The 15,475-nt window shown below is 51.7% G+C and carries 16 protein-coding genes; 15 read left to right on the forward strand and 1 reads right to left on the reverse strand.

The window, feature by feature from the left end:
• The first annotated feature begins 56 nt into the window (after positions 1-56).
• From DUE52_RS18285 to ftsZ, 11 genes are all read left to right on the forward strand, one after another.
• Positions 57-1,334 carry a DNA polymerase Y family protein gene (locus DUE52_RS18285; RefSeq protein WP_114407484.1) on the forward strand — a complete coding sequence of 426 codons (1,278 nt, stop codon included), beginning with the start codon at positions 57-59 and terminating at the stop codon, positions 1,332-1,334.
• 177 nt (positions 1,335-1,511) lie between these two features.
• A complete protein-coding gene (locus tag DUE52_RS18290) occupies positions 1,512-2,078 on the forward strand; it encodes a thioredoxin family protein (protein ID WP_229312218.1) in 567 nt (188 codons plus the stop codon).
• A gap of 175 nt (positions 2,079-2,253) precedes the next feature.
• Positions 2,254-3,045, forward strand: coding sequence for a transglutaminase family protein (locus tag DUE52_RS18295; RefSeq protein ID WP_114407485.1), 792 nt, complete (start codon positions 2,254-2,256; stop codon positions 3,043-3,045).
• A gap of 106 nt (positions 3,046-3,151) precedes the next feature.
• Complete coding sequence (gene mscL / locus DUE52_RS18300) at positions 3,152-3,475, forward strand: large-conductance mechanosensitive channel protein MscL (RefSeq protein ID WP_114407609.1); 324 nt, start codon at positions 3,152-3,154, stop codon at positions 3,473-3,475.
• Between the two features lie 132 nt (positions 3,476-3,607).
• Positions 3,608-4,966, forward strand: coding sequence for a UDP-N-acetylmuramoyl-L-alanine--D-glutamate ligase (gene murD, locus DUE52_RS18305; RefSeq protein WP_114407486.1), 1,359 nt, complete (start codon positions 3,608-3,610; stop codon positions 4,964-4,966).
• A gap of 71 nt (positions 4,967-5,037) precedes the next feature.
• Positions 5,038-6,180, forward strand: a complete 1,143-nt coding sequence (locus tag DUE52_RS18310) for an FtsW/RodA/SpoVE family cell cycle protein (RefSeq protein WP_170315701.1) — start codon at positions 5,038-5,040, stop codon at positions 6,178-6,180.
• Between the two features lie 65 nt (positions 6,181-6,245).
• A complete protein-coding gene (gene murG, locus DUE52_RS18315; protein WP_114407487.1) occupies positions 6,246-7,343 on the forward strand; it encodes an undecaprenyldiphospho-muramoylpentapeptide beta-N-acetylglucosaminyltransferase in 1,098 nt (365 codons plus the stop codon).
• Between the two features lie 163 nt (positions 7,344-7,506).
• Positions 7,507-8,889: a UDP-N-acetylmuramate--L-alanine ligase gene (gene murC, locus DUE52_RS18320; protein ID WP_114407488.1), complete on the forward strand. Its 1,383-nt coding sequence runs from the start codon at positions 7,507-7,509 to the stop codon at positions 8,887-8,889.
• A 32-nt stretch (positions 8,890-8,921) separates the two neighbouring features.
• On the forward strand, positions 8,922-9,698 hold the full coding sequence (locus tag DUE52_RS18325) for a cell division protein FtsQ/DivIB (protein ID WP_114407489.1): 777 nt from the start codon (positions 8,922-8,924) through the stop codon (positions 9,696-9,698).
• Positions 9,695-11,119, forward strand: coding sequence for a cell division protein FtsA (ftsA, locus tag DUE52_RS18330; protein ID WP_114407490.1), 1,425 nt, complete (start codon positions 9,695-9,697; stop codon positions 11,117-11,119). Before DUE52_RS18325 ends, ftsA begins: the two co-directional genes overlap by 4 nt.
• A gap of 78 nt (positions 11,120-11,197) precedes the next feature.
• Complete coding sequence (gene ftsZ, locus DUE52_RS18335; RefSeq protein WP_114407491.1) at positions 11,198-12,610, forward strand: cell division protein FtsZ; 1,413 nt, start codon at positions 11,198-11,200, stop codon at positions 12,608-12,610.
• 88 nt (positions 12,611-12,698) lie between these two features.
• On the opposite strand, the gene DUE52_RS18340 is transcribed toward ftsZ, so the two are convergent.
• Positions 12,699-13,259, reverse strand: a complete 561-nt coding sequence (locus DUE52_RS18340; RefSeq protein ID WP_114407611.1) for an NADPH-dependent FMN reductase — start codon at positions 13,257-13,259, stop codon at positions 12,699-12,701.
• Positions 13,260-13,337: 78 nt separating this feature from the next.
• On the opposite strand from DUE52_RS18340, the gene DUE52_RS18345 reads away from it, so the two are divergent.
• From DUE52_RS18345 to DUE52_RS18360, 4 genes are all read left to right on the forward strand, one after another.
• Positions 13,338-14,036 (forward strand): DNA alkylation repair protein, encoded by a 699-nt coding sequence (locus DUE52_RS18345; protein ID WP_114407492.1) that lies wholly within the window; start codon positions 13,338-13,340, stop codon positions 14,034-14,036.
• Between the two features lie 88 nt (positions 14,037-14,124).
• On the forward strand, positions 14,125-14,967 hold the full coding sequence (accD, locus tag DUE52_RS18350) for an acetyl-CoA carboxylase, carboxyltransferase subunit beta (RefSeq protein ID WP_114407493.1): 843 nt from the start codon (positions 14,125-14,127) through the stop codon (positions 14,965-14,967).
• Positions 14,968-14,976: 9 nt separating this feature from the next.
• Complete coding sequence (locus tag DUE52_RS18355) at positions 14,977-15,207, forward strand: DUF4160 domain-containing protein (RefSeq protein ID WP_114407494.1); 231 nt, start codon at positions 14,977-14,979, stop codon at positions 15,205-15,207.
• A gap of 7 nt (positions 15,208-15,214) precedes the next feature.
• Positions 15,215-15,472: a DUF2442 domain-containing protein gene (locus DUE52_RS18360; protein ID WP_114407495.1), complete on the forward strand. Its 258-nt coding sequence runs from the start codon at positions 15,215-15,217 to the stop codon at positions 15,470-15,472.
• Positions 15,473-15,475: the final 3 nt, after the last annotated feature.

Raw genomic sequence — 15,475 nt, forward strand, 5'->3', positions numbered from 1 at the left:
ACAACAAATCCGATGAAAACTACCAGAATAATATTATACGATAGCTAGAAAATAGGATGAAGCGGTTGGGGGAATATACAAAACCGACGGTTCTGTTCGTCGATATGAACAGTTTTTTTGCCAGTTGCGAGCAACAGGTGAATTATTACCTGCGCGACCGCCCGATTGCGGTGTGCGTCTATACCGGAAAACAGGGCTGTGTGATTGCGCCCTCCATCGAAGCCAAACGACTGGGAATCAGGCTTGGGATGCGGCTGGACGAAGCCGTAAAGATTTGCCCGGATCTGGTACCGGTTGAAACAAACTCCAAACGGTACCGTGAATTTCACGTTGCCATCATCGATGTGCTCCGCCAGTTTACGCCCGATGTCTTGCCGAAAAGCATCGACGAAGCGGTGGTCGACCTCACACGCTGTCAGTTGATGTACAAGGACGTGCGGGAGGTTGCTCAGCAGATCAAACGGGACATTCGCGACAAAGTCGGTGATTATTTACGCTGCTCCATCGGGATTGCGCCCAATGCGTTTCTGGCCAAATTAGGTTCCGATCTTCAGAAGCCCGACGGTCTGGTGATGATCACGCCCGAAACCATCGACGACGTTTTACGGAATCTGAAACTGACGGATTTGCCCGGCATTGGAACCCGAATGGCAAAACGGCTCGAAGACAAAGGCATTCTGACGCCCCTGAATCTGCGGTATGCGTCGCCCGAACGGCTGCGGGCGGTTTGTCAAAGCGTCATCGGCTGGCACTGGCATTTGCGGCTGAACTTCGGGGGCGAAGTGGATCTGGAAACCAGCGCCTACAAGAGTATGCAGGCCATGCGAACCATTTCGACGGCCCAACGACGATCCGAAGAACAACTGGATGAATTACTCCAGTCGCTTTGCCTGACGCTCGAGCGCCGGATGGTGCGCCAGGATGTTTTCTGCCAGATCGTGACGTTTTACTGCCGGTATCACGACGGCCGAAACTACAGCGACGAAGTCCGGCTGCCCGAACCCAGGCAGGACAGTATGGAGCTCTACCACCTGATCCGGCAACGCTTCGAGCGGTTTCAGAAACTCAACCAGTGTGAACCCATTTTGAACCACTCGATCCGGAGCATGAGCGTCAGTGTGTTTCGCTTTATCCCGGCCCAACTGGTTCCTTTCAGCTTGTTTGAAGACAATACCCGTAAAAACACGCTTCGGAAAACGGTTTATGAAGTGAAAGCGAAATTCGGCAGTGATAAGCTGATGCGGGCCACCGAACTCCGCGATAACCCGGTATTCCGGGATGTCATCGGTTTCGGGTCGATCAAGGACTTACACGATGACCAAAATCCATTTTGAATGACGGAATCGATACCTTCAATAGTTTTTTAGCGAAAACGTGTTACTCTTCCTCTTTTCTGAAGTCAAAAGAAGGAGCGCGAACTTCGCATTGTGCTACACGGTTTTCCTGGTATCTTTCGTTATCTAATTCGGTACAGCAAGCCCGGAAGCGGTTTTGCCTAAATCATCAGACTTATGAATAAATTATTCACCGTCATTGTAACCATGCTGCTTATGGCAGTGACTCTGGTTTCGTTTCGGCCCCGCCCGGAAGCGGCCAAAGAGGAAGCAAAAATCAAGTGGCTGACGATTGAGGAAGCCTTTGCGCTGAATCAGAAAACGCCGAAAAAGGTTTTCATCGACGTGTATACCGACTGGTGCGGCTGGTGCAAGGTCATGGATCGCGAAACATTCACCAATCCCTCCGTTGTCGATTATATCAACAAAAACTATTATGCCGTTAAGCTGAACGCCGAACAGAAGGCCGACATCGTGCTGGGAACGGATAAATTTGTGTACGTTGCGCAGGGCGGCCGGGGCTATCACCAACTGGCGGCTGCGTTGTTGCGCAACCAGCTAAGCTACCCGACCGTCGTGTTTCTGAACGAGAAATTTCAGCCGATTCAACCCGTCCCCGGATACATAAAAGCCCCGGAATTTCATCAGATCATCACCTTTATCGGGGGCGACCATTACAGCAAAGAACCTTTCGATCAGTTCAAAACGAAGACGTATCAGCAGAAATATTCCGTGAAGATTTAGCGGATCTATCCTACTTCAACACAAAAACGACCCCGATCTGAAACCGGGGTCGTTTTTGTGTTCAACCGGACAGGAAATAATTCGTTTTCGCTTGAAAAACAAAGAACAATTTCACTGAAATTGCAGTTAGGAAAGCTTGAGCAACTTTAAACCGACGCTCGCATCCTGACAATTTATGAAACTTTTCGCCGGCTGTGAACTCCTCTACGAAGTTCCGGCTCCAGCACCTGTTGTGCTTATGTTACGCCCCCGCTCCGGTGCCGGGCAATGGGTAATTTCCGAGGAATACCAGATCGAACCGAGCATTCCGGTGATCGAATACACCGACCCGTACGGCAATCTGTGCCAGCGACTGATGGCACCGGAAGGCAAGTTTAAGATTCAAATATCGCTGGTGGTCGAAACTGCCGACGAAATCGATACGGCTCCCGGCGCGCCCTTTGTGCCCGTGCAGGATTTGCCCGACGACACCCTGCAGTTTTTACTGCCCAGCCGCTACTGCCAGTCGGACCGTTTGGGAGCCCTGGCGGCCGAAATTACGGAAACCGCCCTCCCCGGCTACGACCAGGTTGAAGCGATCCGGAACTGGATCCAGACCCGCGTGACCTACCAGTACGGCACCAGCGATGCCAGCACGTCGGCTGTTGAAACCGCCGAAAAACGCATTGGCGTCTGCCGGGATTTTGCGCACCTGGGCATTTCGCTCTGCCGCAGTATCAACATTCCGGCCCGGATGGTGGTAGGCTATCTGCACCTGCTTGAGCCGATGGATCTGCACGCCTGGTTCGAAGCGTTCATCGATGGTCGTTGGTATACGTTCGACGCCACCCAAAAAGAACCCCGTGGCAATCGGATCGTGGTTGCCTATGGCCGGGATGCTGCCGATGTGGCACTGGCAACGCAGTATGGCGCCATGACTTTGGAAGAAATGCGGGTGTGGGTGGAAGAAAAGAAAATAGACGGCTAAGTTGCCAGACAGGCGAAATGAGACCGGTTTTTCTTTTTTTGTAAATAAATTTGACAAAACGGTTACATTTCATAACTTCCTGCCAATCAACTTAACCACTCAATCCATGCTGAAAGAATTTAAAACCTTCATTGCTCAGGGCAACGTACTGGATTTGGCCGTGGGTGTCATTATTGGTGCGGCTTTCGGAAAAATAACCACCTCTCTGGTTGAAGATATTATCAACCCGATCCTGGGGCTCGTAACGGGCGGTGTCGATTTCAGTAATTTGAAAATTGTTCTGAAGGAAGCCGTCGGTGAAACGCCGGAAGTGGCTATTCGGTACGGTAATTTTCTCAACATTGTCATTCAGTTTTTAATCATTGCCTGGGTTGTGTTCCTCATTGTTAAGGCGGCCAACCGGGTTAGGTCGCAGGAAAAGAAAGAGTAACCTTTCCACTGTACCCACTCCATCGACCCCGCTCCTGAGCGGGGTTTCTTTTTTAGAAACAAAAAGATTGGTGAACGGGCGAACAGACTACAGCGAAACCCCTATTTTTGTCTCCGGTTTGCACATGAATCTATGAAAGGTACTAGGGAATTGATGATTGTTTTGGGCGGGGGCGAAAGCGGTGTTGGGGCAGCTTTGCTGGCAAAGGCAAAAGGATACACGGTTTTTTTGTCGGACAAAAGTCTCTTACAGGAATCCTATCGCCAGATTCTCCAGCAAGAGGGCATCCCGTTTGAAGAAGGACAACACACCGAAGAAACCATTTTTCAGGCCGACGAAGTGGTGAAAAGCCCCGGCATTCCCGAAAAAGCGCCCATTATTCAGAAACTCCGGGAAAAGAAAATCCCGGTTATTTCGGAAATCGAACTGGCTTCGCGCTACACGAACGCCCAACTGATCGGCATTACGGGCAGCAATGGAAAAACCACCACAACGCTCCTGACCCATCATCTGCTGAAAACCGCCGGCTTCAACGTCGGTCTGGCGGGCAACATCGGCGAAAGTTTCGCTCAGCAGGTTCTCGACCATTCGTTTGACTATTATGTTCTGGAACTGAGCAGTTTCCAGTTGGACGATATGGTTCAGGCCCGAATGAATGTCGCCATCCTGCTCAACATCACGCCCGATCACCTCGACCGCTACGAGTACCAGTTTTCGAAATACGTGGACTCGAAATTCCGTATTTTGCAAAACATGACCCCCGACGACACGTTTATCTACTACCAGGAAAGTCCGGTGATCAGCGAGGCCCTGCCCGTTAAAAAACCGGTGCCCCGGCTGTTGCCCGTATCGCTGGTCGATGCGCCCAAACCAGGGGCGTATCTGAAAGACGGTTTGCTGGTAATCGACAATGGTTCTCAGTCCCTTGAGATTCCACTGGCTGATCTGCCGTTGAAAGGCCAGCATAACGCGATCAACATGCTGGCGGCAACGCTGGCGGCTCTGGCGGTCGGCGTCAAACCGGACGCACTGCGGGAAGGATTACTGACGTTCCAAAATGCTGCTCACCGGCTCGAACCGGCGGGCGAAATCAAGGGCGTACAATTCATCAACGACTCGAAAGCCACGAACGTCGATTCGGTTTATTACGCTTTGGAAAGCATAACTACGCCAGTGGTGTGGATCGCGGGCGGTTTGGACAAAGGAAATGAATACGACCAGCTTGAGCCGTTGGTTCGGAAAAAAGTAAAAGCGTTAATTTGTCTGGGAAAAGATAACCGGAAACTGGTGAGCTATTTTGCGGACCGCGTGCCGACCTTGTTCGAGACGCAGGACGTCAACGAAGCCGTTGCCAAAGGGCTGGAATTAGCCAATCCGGGCGATACGGTTTTGCTATCACCCGCCTGCGCCAGCTTCGATCTGTTTCGTAATTACGAGGACCGGGGCAATCAGTTCAAAGAAGCCGTAAAAAGAATTATGAATGATGAGTGAAGAGTGAAGAGTTAACGTGTGCGTCAGCCATTTTCACTCTTCACTCTTTACTCTTAACTCTTCACTCAGATATGACGATCTCTCCAACAGATTGGTTGAAAAGCAACATCAAAGGCGACTACCACATTTGGGGGGTGGTGCTGTTTCTGTCCATTATGAGCGTGGCGGTTGTGTATAGTGCCACAGGGACGATGGCCTATCAGAAATTGCAATCAACGGAACATTACCTCTTTAAACACGGCGCGCTGGTGGTGCTGGGGCTGGCCTGCATGTGGGTGGCTCACCGGTTCAACTACGTCTACTACGCCCGGCTGTCGCGGTTTGGCATGTGGTTGTCGGTACCCCTGTTGCTGTGGGCTTATTTTAAAGGGACCAACCTGAACGAGGCCTCGCGCTGGATCACCATTCCGCTGATCAACCAGACCTTTCAGCCCTCGGATTTGGCCAAACTGGCACTGATCTCCAATCTGGCCGCCATGCTGGCCAAACGGCAGCACATCAAAAAGGAACAATATGACCCCAGCGTTCTGGTCAACATGATTGGCTGGATCGGGATTATCTGTGCCTGCATCGTTTTGAGTAACGCATCGACGGCAGCTTTGCTGGCTGCCACCTGCTTCCTGCTCATGTTTATCGGACGCGTACCCAGCAAGTATTTACTCATCATGGTGGTGGTTTGCATGATCATGGGTAGCTTTGCTCTTTTGATCGGGCAGCGGGCTAAAACATCGGGCAGCCGTCTGACCAATTACTGGGAAACCTTCAACGGAAGGCGACCGCCCGAATTTCAGGTTGAACAATCGTACATCGCCCTGGCACACGGCGGAATTTACGGACAGGGGCCGGGAAACAGCCACCAGCGGAATTTCCTGCCCCACTCCTATTCCGACTTTATTTTTGCCATGATCGTGGAAGAGTATGGGCTGATCGGCGGCATCGTCATCATTGCGGCCTATCTCTATCTGCTCTGGCGCGGGATGCGGGCCATTCGAAAGGCCAACCGGGCGTATGGCGGTTTGCTGTCGGCCGGTCTAACGTTCAGCATTGTGATTCAGGCGATGATCAATATGGCGGTTTCGGTCGGATTGGTTCCCGTAACGGGCCAGCCCCTGCCGCTACTCAGCATGGGCGGCACATCCCTGCTCTTCACCGGAACCGCCATCGGTATTATCATCAGTGTGAGCCGGGGAGAAGCCGACGAAAGCAAAATTTAACCATAATCGACTGATTACGAACGATTTTTAACATTTTCGTAATTTCAATTTGGAGTCAACCCACTATGCCAAAACGCATCATCATCAGCGGTGGAGGAACCGGCGGACACATTTATCCGGCGATTGCCATTGCCAATGAGCTGAAAACCATCGATCCAACCACCGAAATTTTGTTTGTGGGAGCGGAAGGAAAGATGGAAATGGAAAAAGTGCCGCGGGCTGGCTACCGGATCATCGGCTTGCCGGTGGTCGGGATTAAACGGAAGCTGACGCTGGAGAATCTGGCTTTCCCGTTCAAACTGGGGCGGAGTTTTCTAAAGGCGCAACAGGTCGTCCGTGACTTCGGGCCGGATGTGGCCGTGGGCGTGGGGGGCTACGCCAGCGGCCCGGTTTTGCTGGCGGCTTCGTTGAAGGGCATTCCGACACTGATTCAGGAGCAGAATTCATACGCCGGGTTGACCAACAAGTTGTTGTCGCGCGGAGCCAAAACCATCTGCGTGGCCTATCCCGGCATGGAAGCGTTTTTTTCCATTCAAAAAATCAAGCTGACGGGCAATCCCGTCCGGACCGACATTATGCAGGCCAAGGGGAAACGCCCGGAAGGCCTGGCTTTTTTCAAGCTGGAACCCGGTCGCAAAACCTTGCTGATCATTGGGGGCAGCCAGGGGGCGCGCACCATCAACGAAAGCATCGAAAAAGACCTTCGGCTGCTGGTCGATTCCGGCCATCAGGTTGTCTGGCAAACCGGGCCTCTGTTCATCGAACGCGCCCGCAAAGCCATCGCCGATGCCGGAGCCAGCCGGGTCAAAGCATTTGATTTTATTTACGAAATGAATCTGGCCTACGCAGCCGCCGATGTGGTGGTGTCGCGGGCGGGAGCGTTGTCGGTGTCCGAGCTTTGCCTGGTCGAAAAACCGGCGATTCTGGTGCCGTTTCCAGCGGCTTCGGAAGATCACCAGACCAAAAATGCGATGAGTCTGGTGAACCGGCAGGCGGCTTTGCTGGTCAACGACCGTGAAGCCCCCACCGATCTGGTTCCGGCGGCACTGCGGCTTCTGGCCGATCCCGGAGAACAGCAAACACTTAGTCAACACATTCGCGAATTGGCCCGGCCCAAAGCCGCGCGGGAAATTGCAGAAGAAGTTTTAAAATTGATAAAATAGATGGTTAGAAATGGTTTTGATGGTTAAAAATGGTTTTGATGGTTAAATGGTTAAAAATGGTTGGATGGTTTTTAGACCTGTAACCATTTAACCATGCAGCCATTTAAACCATTTTTAACCATTCTAACCATCATAGCCGTTTAACCATCGTAGACCATTAAAAATGAATAACATCCGTTACGTTTATTTTCTGGGAATTGGCGGTATTGGCATGAGTGCTCTGGCGCGGTGGTTTCTGGTGAACGGGTATGAAGTGGCGGGTTACGACCGCACCGCCACCGCCCTGACCAACGCCCTGCAACAGGAAGGCATGGCCATTCACTTCGAGGAAGATGTTGAACAGATTCCGGCCCATTTTCGGGAAAACCGGGACGAAACCCTGGTCATTTACACGCCTGCCGTACCCAAAACCCATCAGGAATACATTTATCTGACCGAACACGGTTTTACGTTGCAGAAACGGTCGCAGGTGCTGGGTTTGCTGGCCGGGCGGATGACCACCGTGGCCATTGCCGGCACCCACGGCAAAACGACCACTTCGTCGATGGTGGCCCATATTCTGAAAGATTCGGGCGTGAACTGTGCGGCTTTTCTGGGTGGCATTACCCAGAATTACGGCACCAATTTTCTGCTGAACGAACCCACCGACGACCTGTCAAAGGTCATCTGCGTGGTGGAAGCCGATGAGTTTGACCGGTCGTTTCTGACGTTGTTTCCGCAGGTGGCCATCGTGACCTCGACCGACGCCGACCACCTGGATATCTATGGCGACCACAACGCGGTTCTGGATTCGTTCAGCGCTTTTGTCAGCCAGATTAAACCGGATGGCACGCTGTTCATGAAACGGGGGCTGGCATTGGCCGACCGAACCCCGGCAACCGTTTATGAGTACGCGTTAGACGAAGGCTCGTTCTACAGTAAGAATCTGCGCATCGAAAATGCCTGCTTCGTTTTCGACATCGTTTATCCTCAGGGTGTTATCGAAAACATAGCCTTGCAGATGCCCGGTTTTCACAACGTCGAGAATGCCGTGGCAGCCGCGGCAGCGGCTTTGCAGGTGGGTGTCGCACCGGAACAGATCCGGCAGGCGCTCGGAAATTATAAGGGTGTAAAACGTCGCTTCGAGTATATACTCAAATCAAAAAACGTTATATTTATCGATGATTATGCCCATCACCCCGCCGAAGTATTTGCTTTTTTATCGTCGCTGAAAGCGTTATATCCGGAGCGAAAGGTAACGGCCATCTTTCAGCCGCACCTCTTTAGCCGGACCCGTGATTTCGCCGATGCGTTTGCAAAGAGCCTTTCACTGGCCGATCGGGTTATTTTGCTCGATATTTACCCCGCCCGTGAGTTGCCCATCGAGGGGGTGAGTGCCGACCTGATTTTCAAATCGATTTTGTCTGAAAATAAAGTTCAATGTACCAAAGCAGACCTGCCAGATCTGCTGCGAAAGGAACCGCCGGAATTGGTGGCCACCATCGGCGCAGGCGACATCGATCAGATGATTCCGGTGTTGCGAAACCTATTTGAGACCAATCAATAAAAATTCATCTCTTTTAAAGTTAATAAACACGGATGTTTTCTATTTTTCCCTTAAATAGAACTTTCATTCTGACCGTAGCAGGGTTGGCCATTTTGGTGGGGCTCATCGCCTTTACCGAACACCGCCAAAACCATCGCCAGTGTGAAGGCATCGACATCCGGATGGACGAAGTTGATGGCCACCGGTTTTTGAACCGGAACGATGTACTGAAAACGCTGACCAACGAAGGCGCCGATCCACTCCTGGGCGACGACTATGCCGACCTGGATTTGAAGCTTTTGGAAAGAAGGCTGAAACAGAATGGGTTGATAAAAAGTTGTCAGTTGTATCGGGACCTGAAAGGCATTCTGATCGCTGATATCAAGCAGCAACGGCCGTTGGCGCGGCTGGTTCCGGATGGTGATGAGGACAAATCGGCCTATGCCGGTTATTATTTGACCGAGGAAGGGCGTTGGTTTCCGCTGTCTATGAATTACACGGCACGGGTTGTTCTGGTGTCCGGTTCGTATTTTAGCGAACGAAAATCGCTGACGACGGAGCAAAACCAGCCTTTACTTGAGTTGCTGAAACAGATTGAAAAGGACCCGTTCTGGAAAGCGCAGGTAGCCCAGGTGGTAGTTGACAGAAATCGCGAAGTTACGCTGATTCCGCAGGTGGGCGACTGTTTGATCGAAATTGGTCAACCCGTCGAACTGGAGTCTAAATTTGAAAAGATTAAATTATTTTACAAGCATATTCTGCCCCTGAAAGGGTGGGAACGATACCGGAGGGTTAGTGTGCAGTACCGTAACCAGATTGTGTGCGAATGATACCTAAGCAGGAAGAAATTATAGTTGGACTGGACATCGGCAGCACCAAAGTGTGCGCCGTGGCCGGTCGCCTTATCCGCAGTAACGATCACGCTCGCCTGGATGTCCTGGGCGTGGGAAAAGCCATTTCCAAAGGAGTCACCAAAGGCTCCGTCGTCAATATTGGGCAAACCGTCGAAGCCATCAACCGCGCGGTTGAAGAAGCCGCCGGGCAAGCCAACATCGATATTCACGTCGTGAATGTCAGTTTTTCCGGGCAAAACGTAACTGCCCGCCGGCAACACGGCAGCATTACGCGTACGTCGCCCGGGGATGAGGTAGTTGCCGATGACATCGATCACCTGGTCGGCGATATGTACCGCTCGGTTCTGCCGGCCGGTGCGGAAATTGTTCACGTCCTGCCGATGGATTTCACGGTCGACAGCGAATCGAACATCGACTACCCGGTTGGGCGGATTGGTGTTAAGCTGGAGGCTGATTTTCAGGTTATTACGGCGCAAACGAGTTCCGCTTCCTATACTCGAAAATGTATTCAGCGGGCGCGTTCGGTATCTCCGCAGAAAGAACCACTGGAAAACGACAAATTCCTGCTGGCGCCCCTCGCGTCGGCTTTGGCGGTTTTGACCGATGAGGAAAAACACGCCGGTGTCGCCCTGGTCGATATTGGTGGCGGAACGACTGAAATTGCAATTTACCACAAAAACGTGCTGCGGCACGTTGCCGTGGTTCCCTATGCCGGAAATAGCCTGACAGCCGACCTGGAAGTCGGGTGCCGGGTGTTGCCAACCCAGGCTGAACTGTTGAAAACGAAGTTTGGCAGTGCCGATCCTACGGATTTCCGACTGAACGAAGTGGTGGCGGTTCCGAACCTGAGCGGTCGGCCGCCAAAAGATATTCTGCTGAAAAACGTGGCCCTTGTCATCGAGGCCCGTCTGAAAGAAATCGCAGCGATGGTACAGGCCGAAATTATCCGCTCCGGCTACCGCGACAAACTGGTCGGCGGTGTGGTTCTGACCGGCGGAACGGCTTCGATCTCAGGCATTGAGCGAATTTTTGAGCGCGTTACGGGTCTGGACGTCCGGATCGGTTTTCCGGATCAACTGGAACACAACGTCAAAGCCGACCTGGTGAGCGACCCGGCTTTTGCCACGGCAGTGGGTCTGGTGTGGGCCGGTTTCAAACGGTTGGACGACCGCATTCCGTTGCAGCACATGGTTTTGAATCCGGTGATTGGTTCCGGTACGAACGGACATGGTCACGGTCATGGACACGGTACAAACGGACAGACATCCGGGAAGAATGCAAAAGACACGGGTAAAGGAGAAGAAAAAGGGGGTGGAGGATTTATGACCTGGGTTCGGAAGTTTCTGACGGATGACATTGGCAAAGACCTCGGCCCCGACGACCGGTACAATCAGTAGTACTCAATTTTGACGGCACAACGTACTGGCTATCCAGCGTTACCAAATATATATTTATAGCAACAAACATTAGCAGGTATGCCAGAGGCATTGGAGTACGGCATGAGGTTTGAATTCCCCGACGAGGAGGATGACCCAATCATTAAAGTAATAGGCGTCGGTGGCGGTGGCAGCAATGCCGTCAACCACATGTTTCGAATGGGCGTAAAGGATGTGGATTTCATCGTCTGCAACACAGACCGCCAGTCTCTGACCAATAGCCCGGTAAAGACCAAAATTCAATTGGGTGCGCTTCTGACTTCCGGACTGGGAGCCGGAACAAACCCCGAAGTGGGCCGTCAGGCCGCGTTGGAAAATACGGACGATATCCGGCAGTTACTGGGCGAACCCACCAAGATGGTTTTCATCACGGCGGGGATGGGGGGCGGAACCGGAACCGGAGCCGCACCGGTCATCGCACAGATTGCCCGGGAAATGGGCCTGCTGACGATTGCTGTTGTTACGGCACCGTTCGACTTTGAAGGCATCGAGAAGCTGGATCAGGCCATGCGCGGTATCGAAGAGTTGAAAGAATACTGCGACACGGTTCTGGTCATTCTGAACGACAAGCTGGCGGAAATCTTCGAGGACTTTCCGATGGATCAGGCGTTTGCCAAGGCCGATGATGTGCTGGCGAATGCCGTTAAAAGTATCGCGGAAATCATTACCGTTCAGGGTGAAATCAACGTCGACTTCATGGACGTCAAGCGGGTACTGGAAGGTGCCGGTCAAGCCGTGATGGGCTCCGCCGATGCCGAAGGCGAAACCCGCGCACTGACCGCCATTCAGGATGCCCTCAACTCGCCGTTGCTCAACGACCGCGACATTCGGGGTGCCAAACGGATTCTGCTTACGATGGCGTCGGGTCCCGATGCCCGTACGACCATGCGGGAATTGCAGATCATTACCGGTTACATCAAGGAAAAAATCGGCAAAGACAAGCAGGCACATCTTTTCAAATACGGTACAATCAAAGACAAGTCGCTGGGCAAAAATCTCCGCGTTACGGTGATTGCCGCCGGTTTTGATTTGCCCGCCGAACGACCGGATTTTCCGCCAACGAACTGGAAACAACCGGAGCCGGAGTTGAAAAAAGAAGAAGTAACCGATGAATTACCCGTTGAGGAAGAAGAGGATACAGAACTGGTAACGGAAGACCAACCCCAGGGAGCAGACACCCTGACCCGGGGTGGTAATAACGTTGAGGTAGCTCCGGTACCCGATCCGGTAATCCGTCCGCATCTGACCAGCATCGACGACATTCTGATCGACGAAAAGCGGGAAGATGACTTGCTGCTGATCCAGAAAATGGTCGAAGGGTTTTCGCAGGGGCGGTATTCGGAGCGGGAACGGGAATTGGAAACACCGGCTTTTGCCCGCCAGAAAGTGAATTTATACGAAATACCGCTTCTCGATGAGCGGGATATTATTCGTACCCGACTGAATGATTGAATGATTGCCCCTAAATCCCCTGAAGGGGACTTGTACCCGGCACCATCCGGATCAGAAAGTCCCCTTCAGGGGATTTAGGGGCAATCATTCAAAAATCAATCAACTGCTGCGCCTGTTGTTGCAATAGCAGGTTATACAAATCATTGTGTAAGGCCCCTTCTTTCCAGTAATTCCGGATCTGCGCCAGCTTCACGCGCAACGCCAGGGTATTCGTCCCGAGGTAACTGAAAATATCATTCAAATGGCTGAGGGCCAGGGCTCCACCCTGATGATTGGCGGACAGGCCGACGAGTGCCACTTTCTTGTTTGATAAACCGCTGGGATAACTCATTCCGTCGATAAAGGCTTTCAGGACGCCGGGGTACGAATTGTTGTATTCCGGGACGATAAACACCATTTTCTTCGCCCGCTCGACCACTTCCTTATACCGGTTGAATTCAGGATTTTTTCCCGTATTTTCGTACAGAGCCGTTGTCATAAAATCGGGGGGAAGCCCGCTTAAATCCAGAATGTCACTCGGTTTACCCAGTTGCTGTAGAATGAGGTGGTAATAATCGGCAATATGGCGCGACATGGAGTCTTTCCGATTGGTTCCAACGATGATGATGATGGGATTTTCACGTACCGGTTCGGTAGGATTTGTATTCATATCCTTGTTTTCGTTCTGCTGAATTGACACGCAGTTGCAGCAATAACAACCCGTTCGGGTTTTAGTTCAAGTATAAAAATGACTCACCAGGACGTTAAGGCTGAGCTATTGGCTCTGGCGGTTCCCGAAAAAGCCGTCTTTTTCAAACGATTTTTTAAAACCGGGCCGGGCCAGTACGGCGAAGGCGATGAATTTCTGGGCCTGACGGTTCCACAACAGCGCATCATTGCCCAAACGTACCAACGACTGCCTCCCGACGAAACGGAAAAGCTCGTGCGGAATCCGTTTCACGAATGCCGCCTGACGGGCCTGATCATCTGGACCAATCAGGCCAAACGGCCCGGCGAGGAAAACCGGCGACTGATTTTCGACTACTACCTTCGGAATAAAAACTTTGTCAACAACTGGGATCTGGTGGACACGAGTTGCCCCGGAATTGTTGGGAATTACCTGCTGAACAAAGACCGCAGCATTTTATACGAACTGGCGCAGGAAAACCACCTGTGGTCGCAGCGAATCGCGATGGTGTCTACGCTGGCTTTTATTCGCAAAAACCAGTTTCAGGACACTTTTCAGATTGCCGAAGTGTTGCTCAGTCACCGGCACGATCTCATTCATAAAGCCGTTGGCTGGATGCTGCGTGAAGTAGGAAAGAAAAATCCGGACGCACTCGAAGAGTTCCTGCACGACCATGCGGGGCGGTTTCCGCGGACGGCTTTGCGGTATGCCATCGAGCGGTTTGACCCCGCCCGGCGAAAGTACTACCTTGATCTATGAGCAGCCCTGCCGTTTTCTTACTATCTTTGCCCCCTGCCTGAAAAGCAAAGTTATTGATTGCGAACTGTTAACTGGAGACTGACACCCTATGTCGTGGTTTATCCGTAAAGAAAAAGGTATCAACACGCCAACCGAAGAGAAGCTCGAAGCGCCGGACGGATTGTGGTACCAATGCCCGAATTGCAAGAAAATTATGCATTCGCGGGAACATAAGCTAAACGCCTATACCTGCGTACACTGCAACTACCACGAAAAAATCGGTTCGGATGCCTATTTCTCCATCCTGTTCGACGACGGTCTATTTACGGAACTGGATGCCAACATGACGTCGGGCGATCCGCTGAAGTTTGTCGATACGAAGCCGTATCCGGAACGCGTGAAAGCGACCATCAACAAAACGCAGCTAAAAGATGCCGTTCGGTCGGCCTACGGGCAGATGAACGAACTGGAGGTTACGGTGGCTTGTATGGATTTTAATTTCATCGGTGGTTCGATGGGATCGGTGGTGGGCGAGAAAATTGCCCGGGCCATCGACCATTCAATCAAAACCCGGACGCCGTTTGTCATGATTTCGAAATCGGGCGGAGCGCGGATGATGGAAGCCGGTTATTCGCTGATGCAAATGGCCAAAACCTCGGCCAAACTGGCGCTATTGTCGAACGAGAAAATACCGTATGTTTCCCTGCTGACCGACCCGACCACCGGCGGTGTGACGGCGTCCTTTGCGATGCTGGGCGATTTCAACATTGCCGAACCGGGGGCTTTGATCGGTTTTGCCGGGCCACGCGTCATTCGCGAAACCATCGGCAAAAACCTGCCCGAAGGGTTTCAGAGTGCCGAGTTCGTGCTGGAACACGGTTTTCTGGATTTCATCGTCGATCGCAAAGATCTGAAAGACAAGCTGACGGGGTTGTTTAAAATGTTGCAGTAGCTCTTCGGGATGCCTACCATTTGGATTCAGGATGGTTTTCGGTTTTTCTTTTTCAGCAACGAACATGAACCTTTACACGTTCATGTTGAAAAGGGTGACTCGGCGGCAAAATTTAATTTGATTCCGGTCTCTCTTGTAAAGAATGAGGGGATGAAAAATAAAGATTTAAAAAGAGCCGAAGCAATTATTGCTGAACGACAACAAGAGTTCCTTTCAAAGTGGAAAAGCTATTTTAGTTGAAGCTTGTATGGATACCGCAACTTTATTAAGGAGCCTGAAAGTAAATTCGGTCTGGTTCGATACCGAAAAGGTTTATTTTGACCTTACGGACGGGAGAACGATTGGTAGTCCGCTTAGCTGGTTTCCCAGACTCAAAAAAGCCAGCGATAGCCAACGTCAAAATTGGCGTCTGATTGCAGGCGGTTATGGCGTTCACTGGGAGGAAATTGACGAAGATTTGTCGGCGGAAGGAATGTTGCTCTACAATCTTCAATCACAATCATAAGTA

Source organism: Larkinella punicea (genome assembly GCF_003334855.1).
Classification (GTDB): domain Bacteria; phylum Bacteroidota; class Bacteroidia; order Cytophagales; family Spirosomataceae; genus Larkinella; species Larkinella punicea.

Excerpts from the sequence above, each read along its gene's own strand:
- murD (WP_114407486.1), top strand. The coding sequence starts at position 3,608 with ATGAAAGGTACTAGGGAATTGATGATTGTTTTGGGCGGGGGCGAAAGC.
- DUE52_RS18360 (WP_114407495.1), top strand. The coding sequence starts at position 15,215 with ATGGATACCGCAACTTTATTAAGGAGCCTGAAAGTAAATTCGGTCTGG.
- DUE52_RS18290 (WP_229312218.1), top strand. The coding sequence starts at position 1,512 with ATGAATAAATTATTCACCGTCATTGTAACCATGCTGCTTATGGCAGTG.
- DUE52_RS18340 (WP_114407611.1), bottom strand. The coding sequence starts at position 13,259 with ATGAATACAAATCCTACCGAACCGGTACGTGAAAATCCCATCATCATC.
- mscL (WP_114407609.1), top strand. The coding sequence starts at position 3,152 with ATGCTGAAAGAATTTAAAACCTTCATTGCTCAGGGCAACGTACTGGAT.
- ftsA (WP_114407490.1), top strand. The coding sequence starts at position 9,695 with ATGATACCTAAGCAGGAAGAAATTATAGTTGGACTGGACATCGGCAGC.
- murG (WP_114407487.1), top strand. The coding sequence starts at position 6,246 with ATGCCAAAACGCATCATCATCAGCGGTGGAGGAACCGGCGGACACATT.
- accD (WP_114407493.1), top strand. The coding sequence starts at position 14,125 with ATGTCGTGGTTTATCCGTAAAGAAAAAGGTATCAACACGCCAACCGAA.
- murC (WP_114407488.1), top strand. The coding sequence starts at position 7,507 with ATGAATAACATCCGTTACGTTTATTTTCTGGGAATTGGCGGTATTGGC.
- DUE52_RS18285 (WP_114407484.1), top strand. The coding sequence starts at position 57 with ATGAAGCGGTTGGGGGAATATACAAAACCGACGGTTCTGTTCGTCGAT.
- DUE52_RS18345 (WP_114407492.1), top strand. The coding sequence starts at position 13,338 with ATGACTCACCAGGACGTTAAGGCTGAGCTATTGGCTCTGGCGGTTCCC.
- DUE52_RS18310 (WP_170315701.1), top strand. The coding sequence starts at position 5,038 with ATGACGATCTCTCCAACAGATTGGTTGAAAAGCAACATCAAAGGCGAC.
- DUE52_RS18355 (WP_114407494.1), top strand. The coding sequence starts at position 14,977 with ATGCCTACCATTTGGATTCAGGATGGTTTTCGGTTTTTCTTTTTCAGC.
- ftsZ (WP_114407491.1), top strand. The coding sequence starts at position 11,198 with ATGCCAGAGGCATTGGAGTACGGCATGAGGTTTGAATTCCCCGACGAG.
- DUE52_RS18325 (WP_114407489.1), top strand. The coding sequence starts at position 8,922 with ATGTTTTCTATTTTTCCCTTAAATAGAACTTTCATTCTGACCGTAGCA.
- DUE52_RS18295 (WP_114407485.1), top strand. The coding sequence starts at position 2,254 with ATGAAACTTTTCGCCGGCTGTGAACTCCTCTACGAAGTTCCGGCTCCA.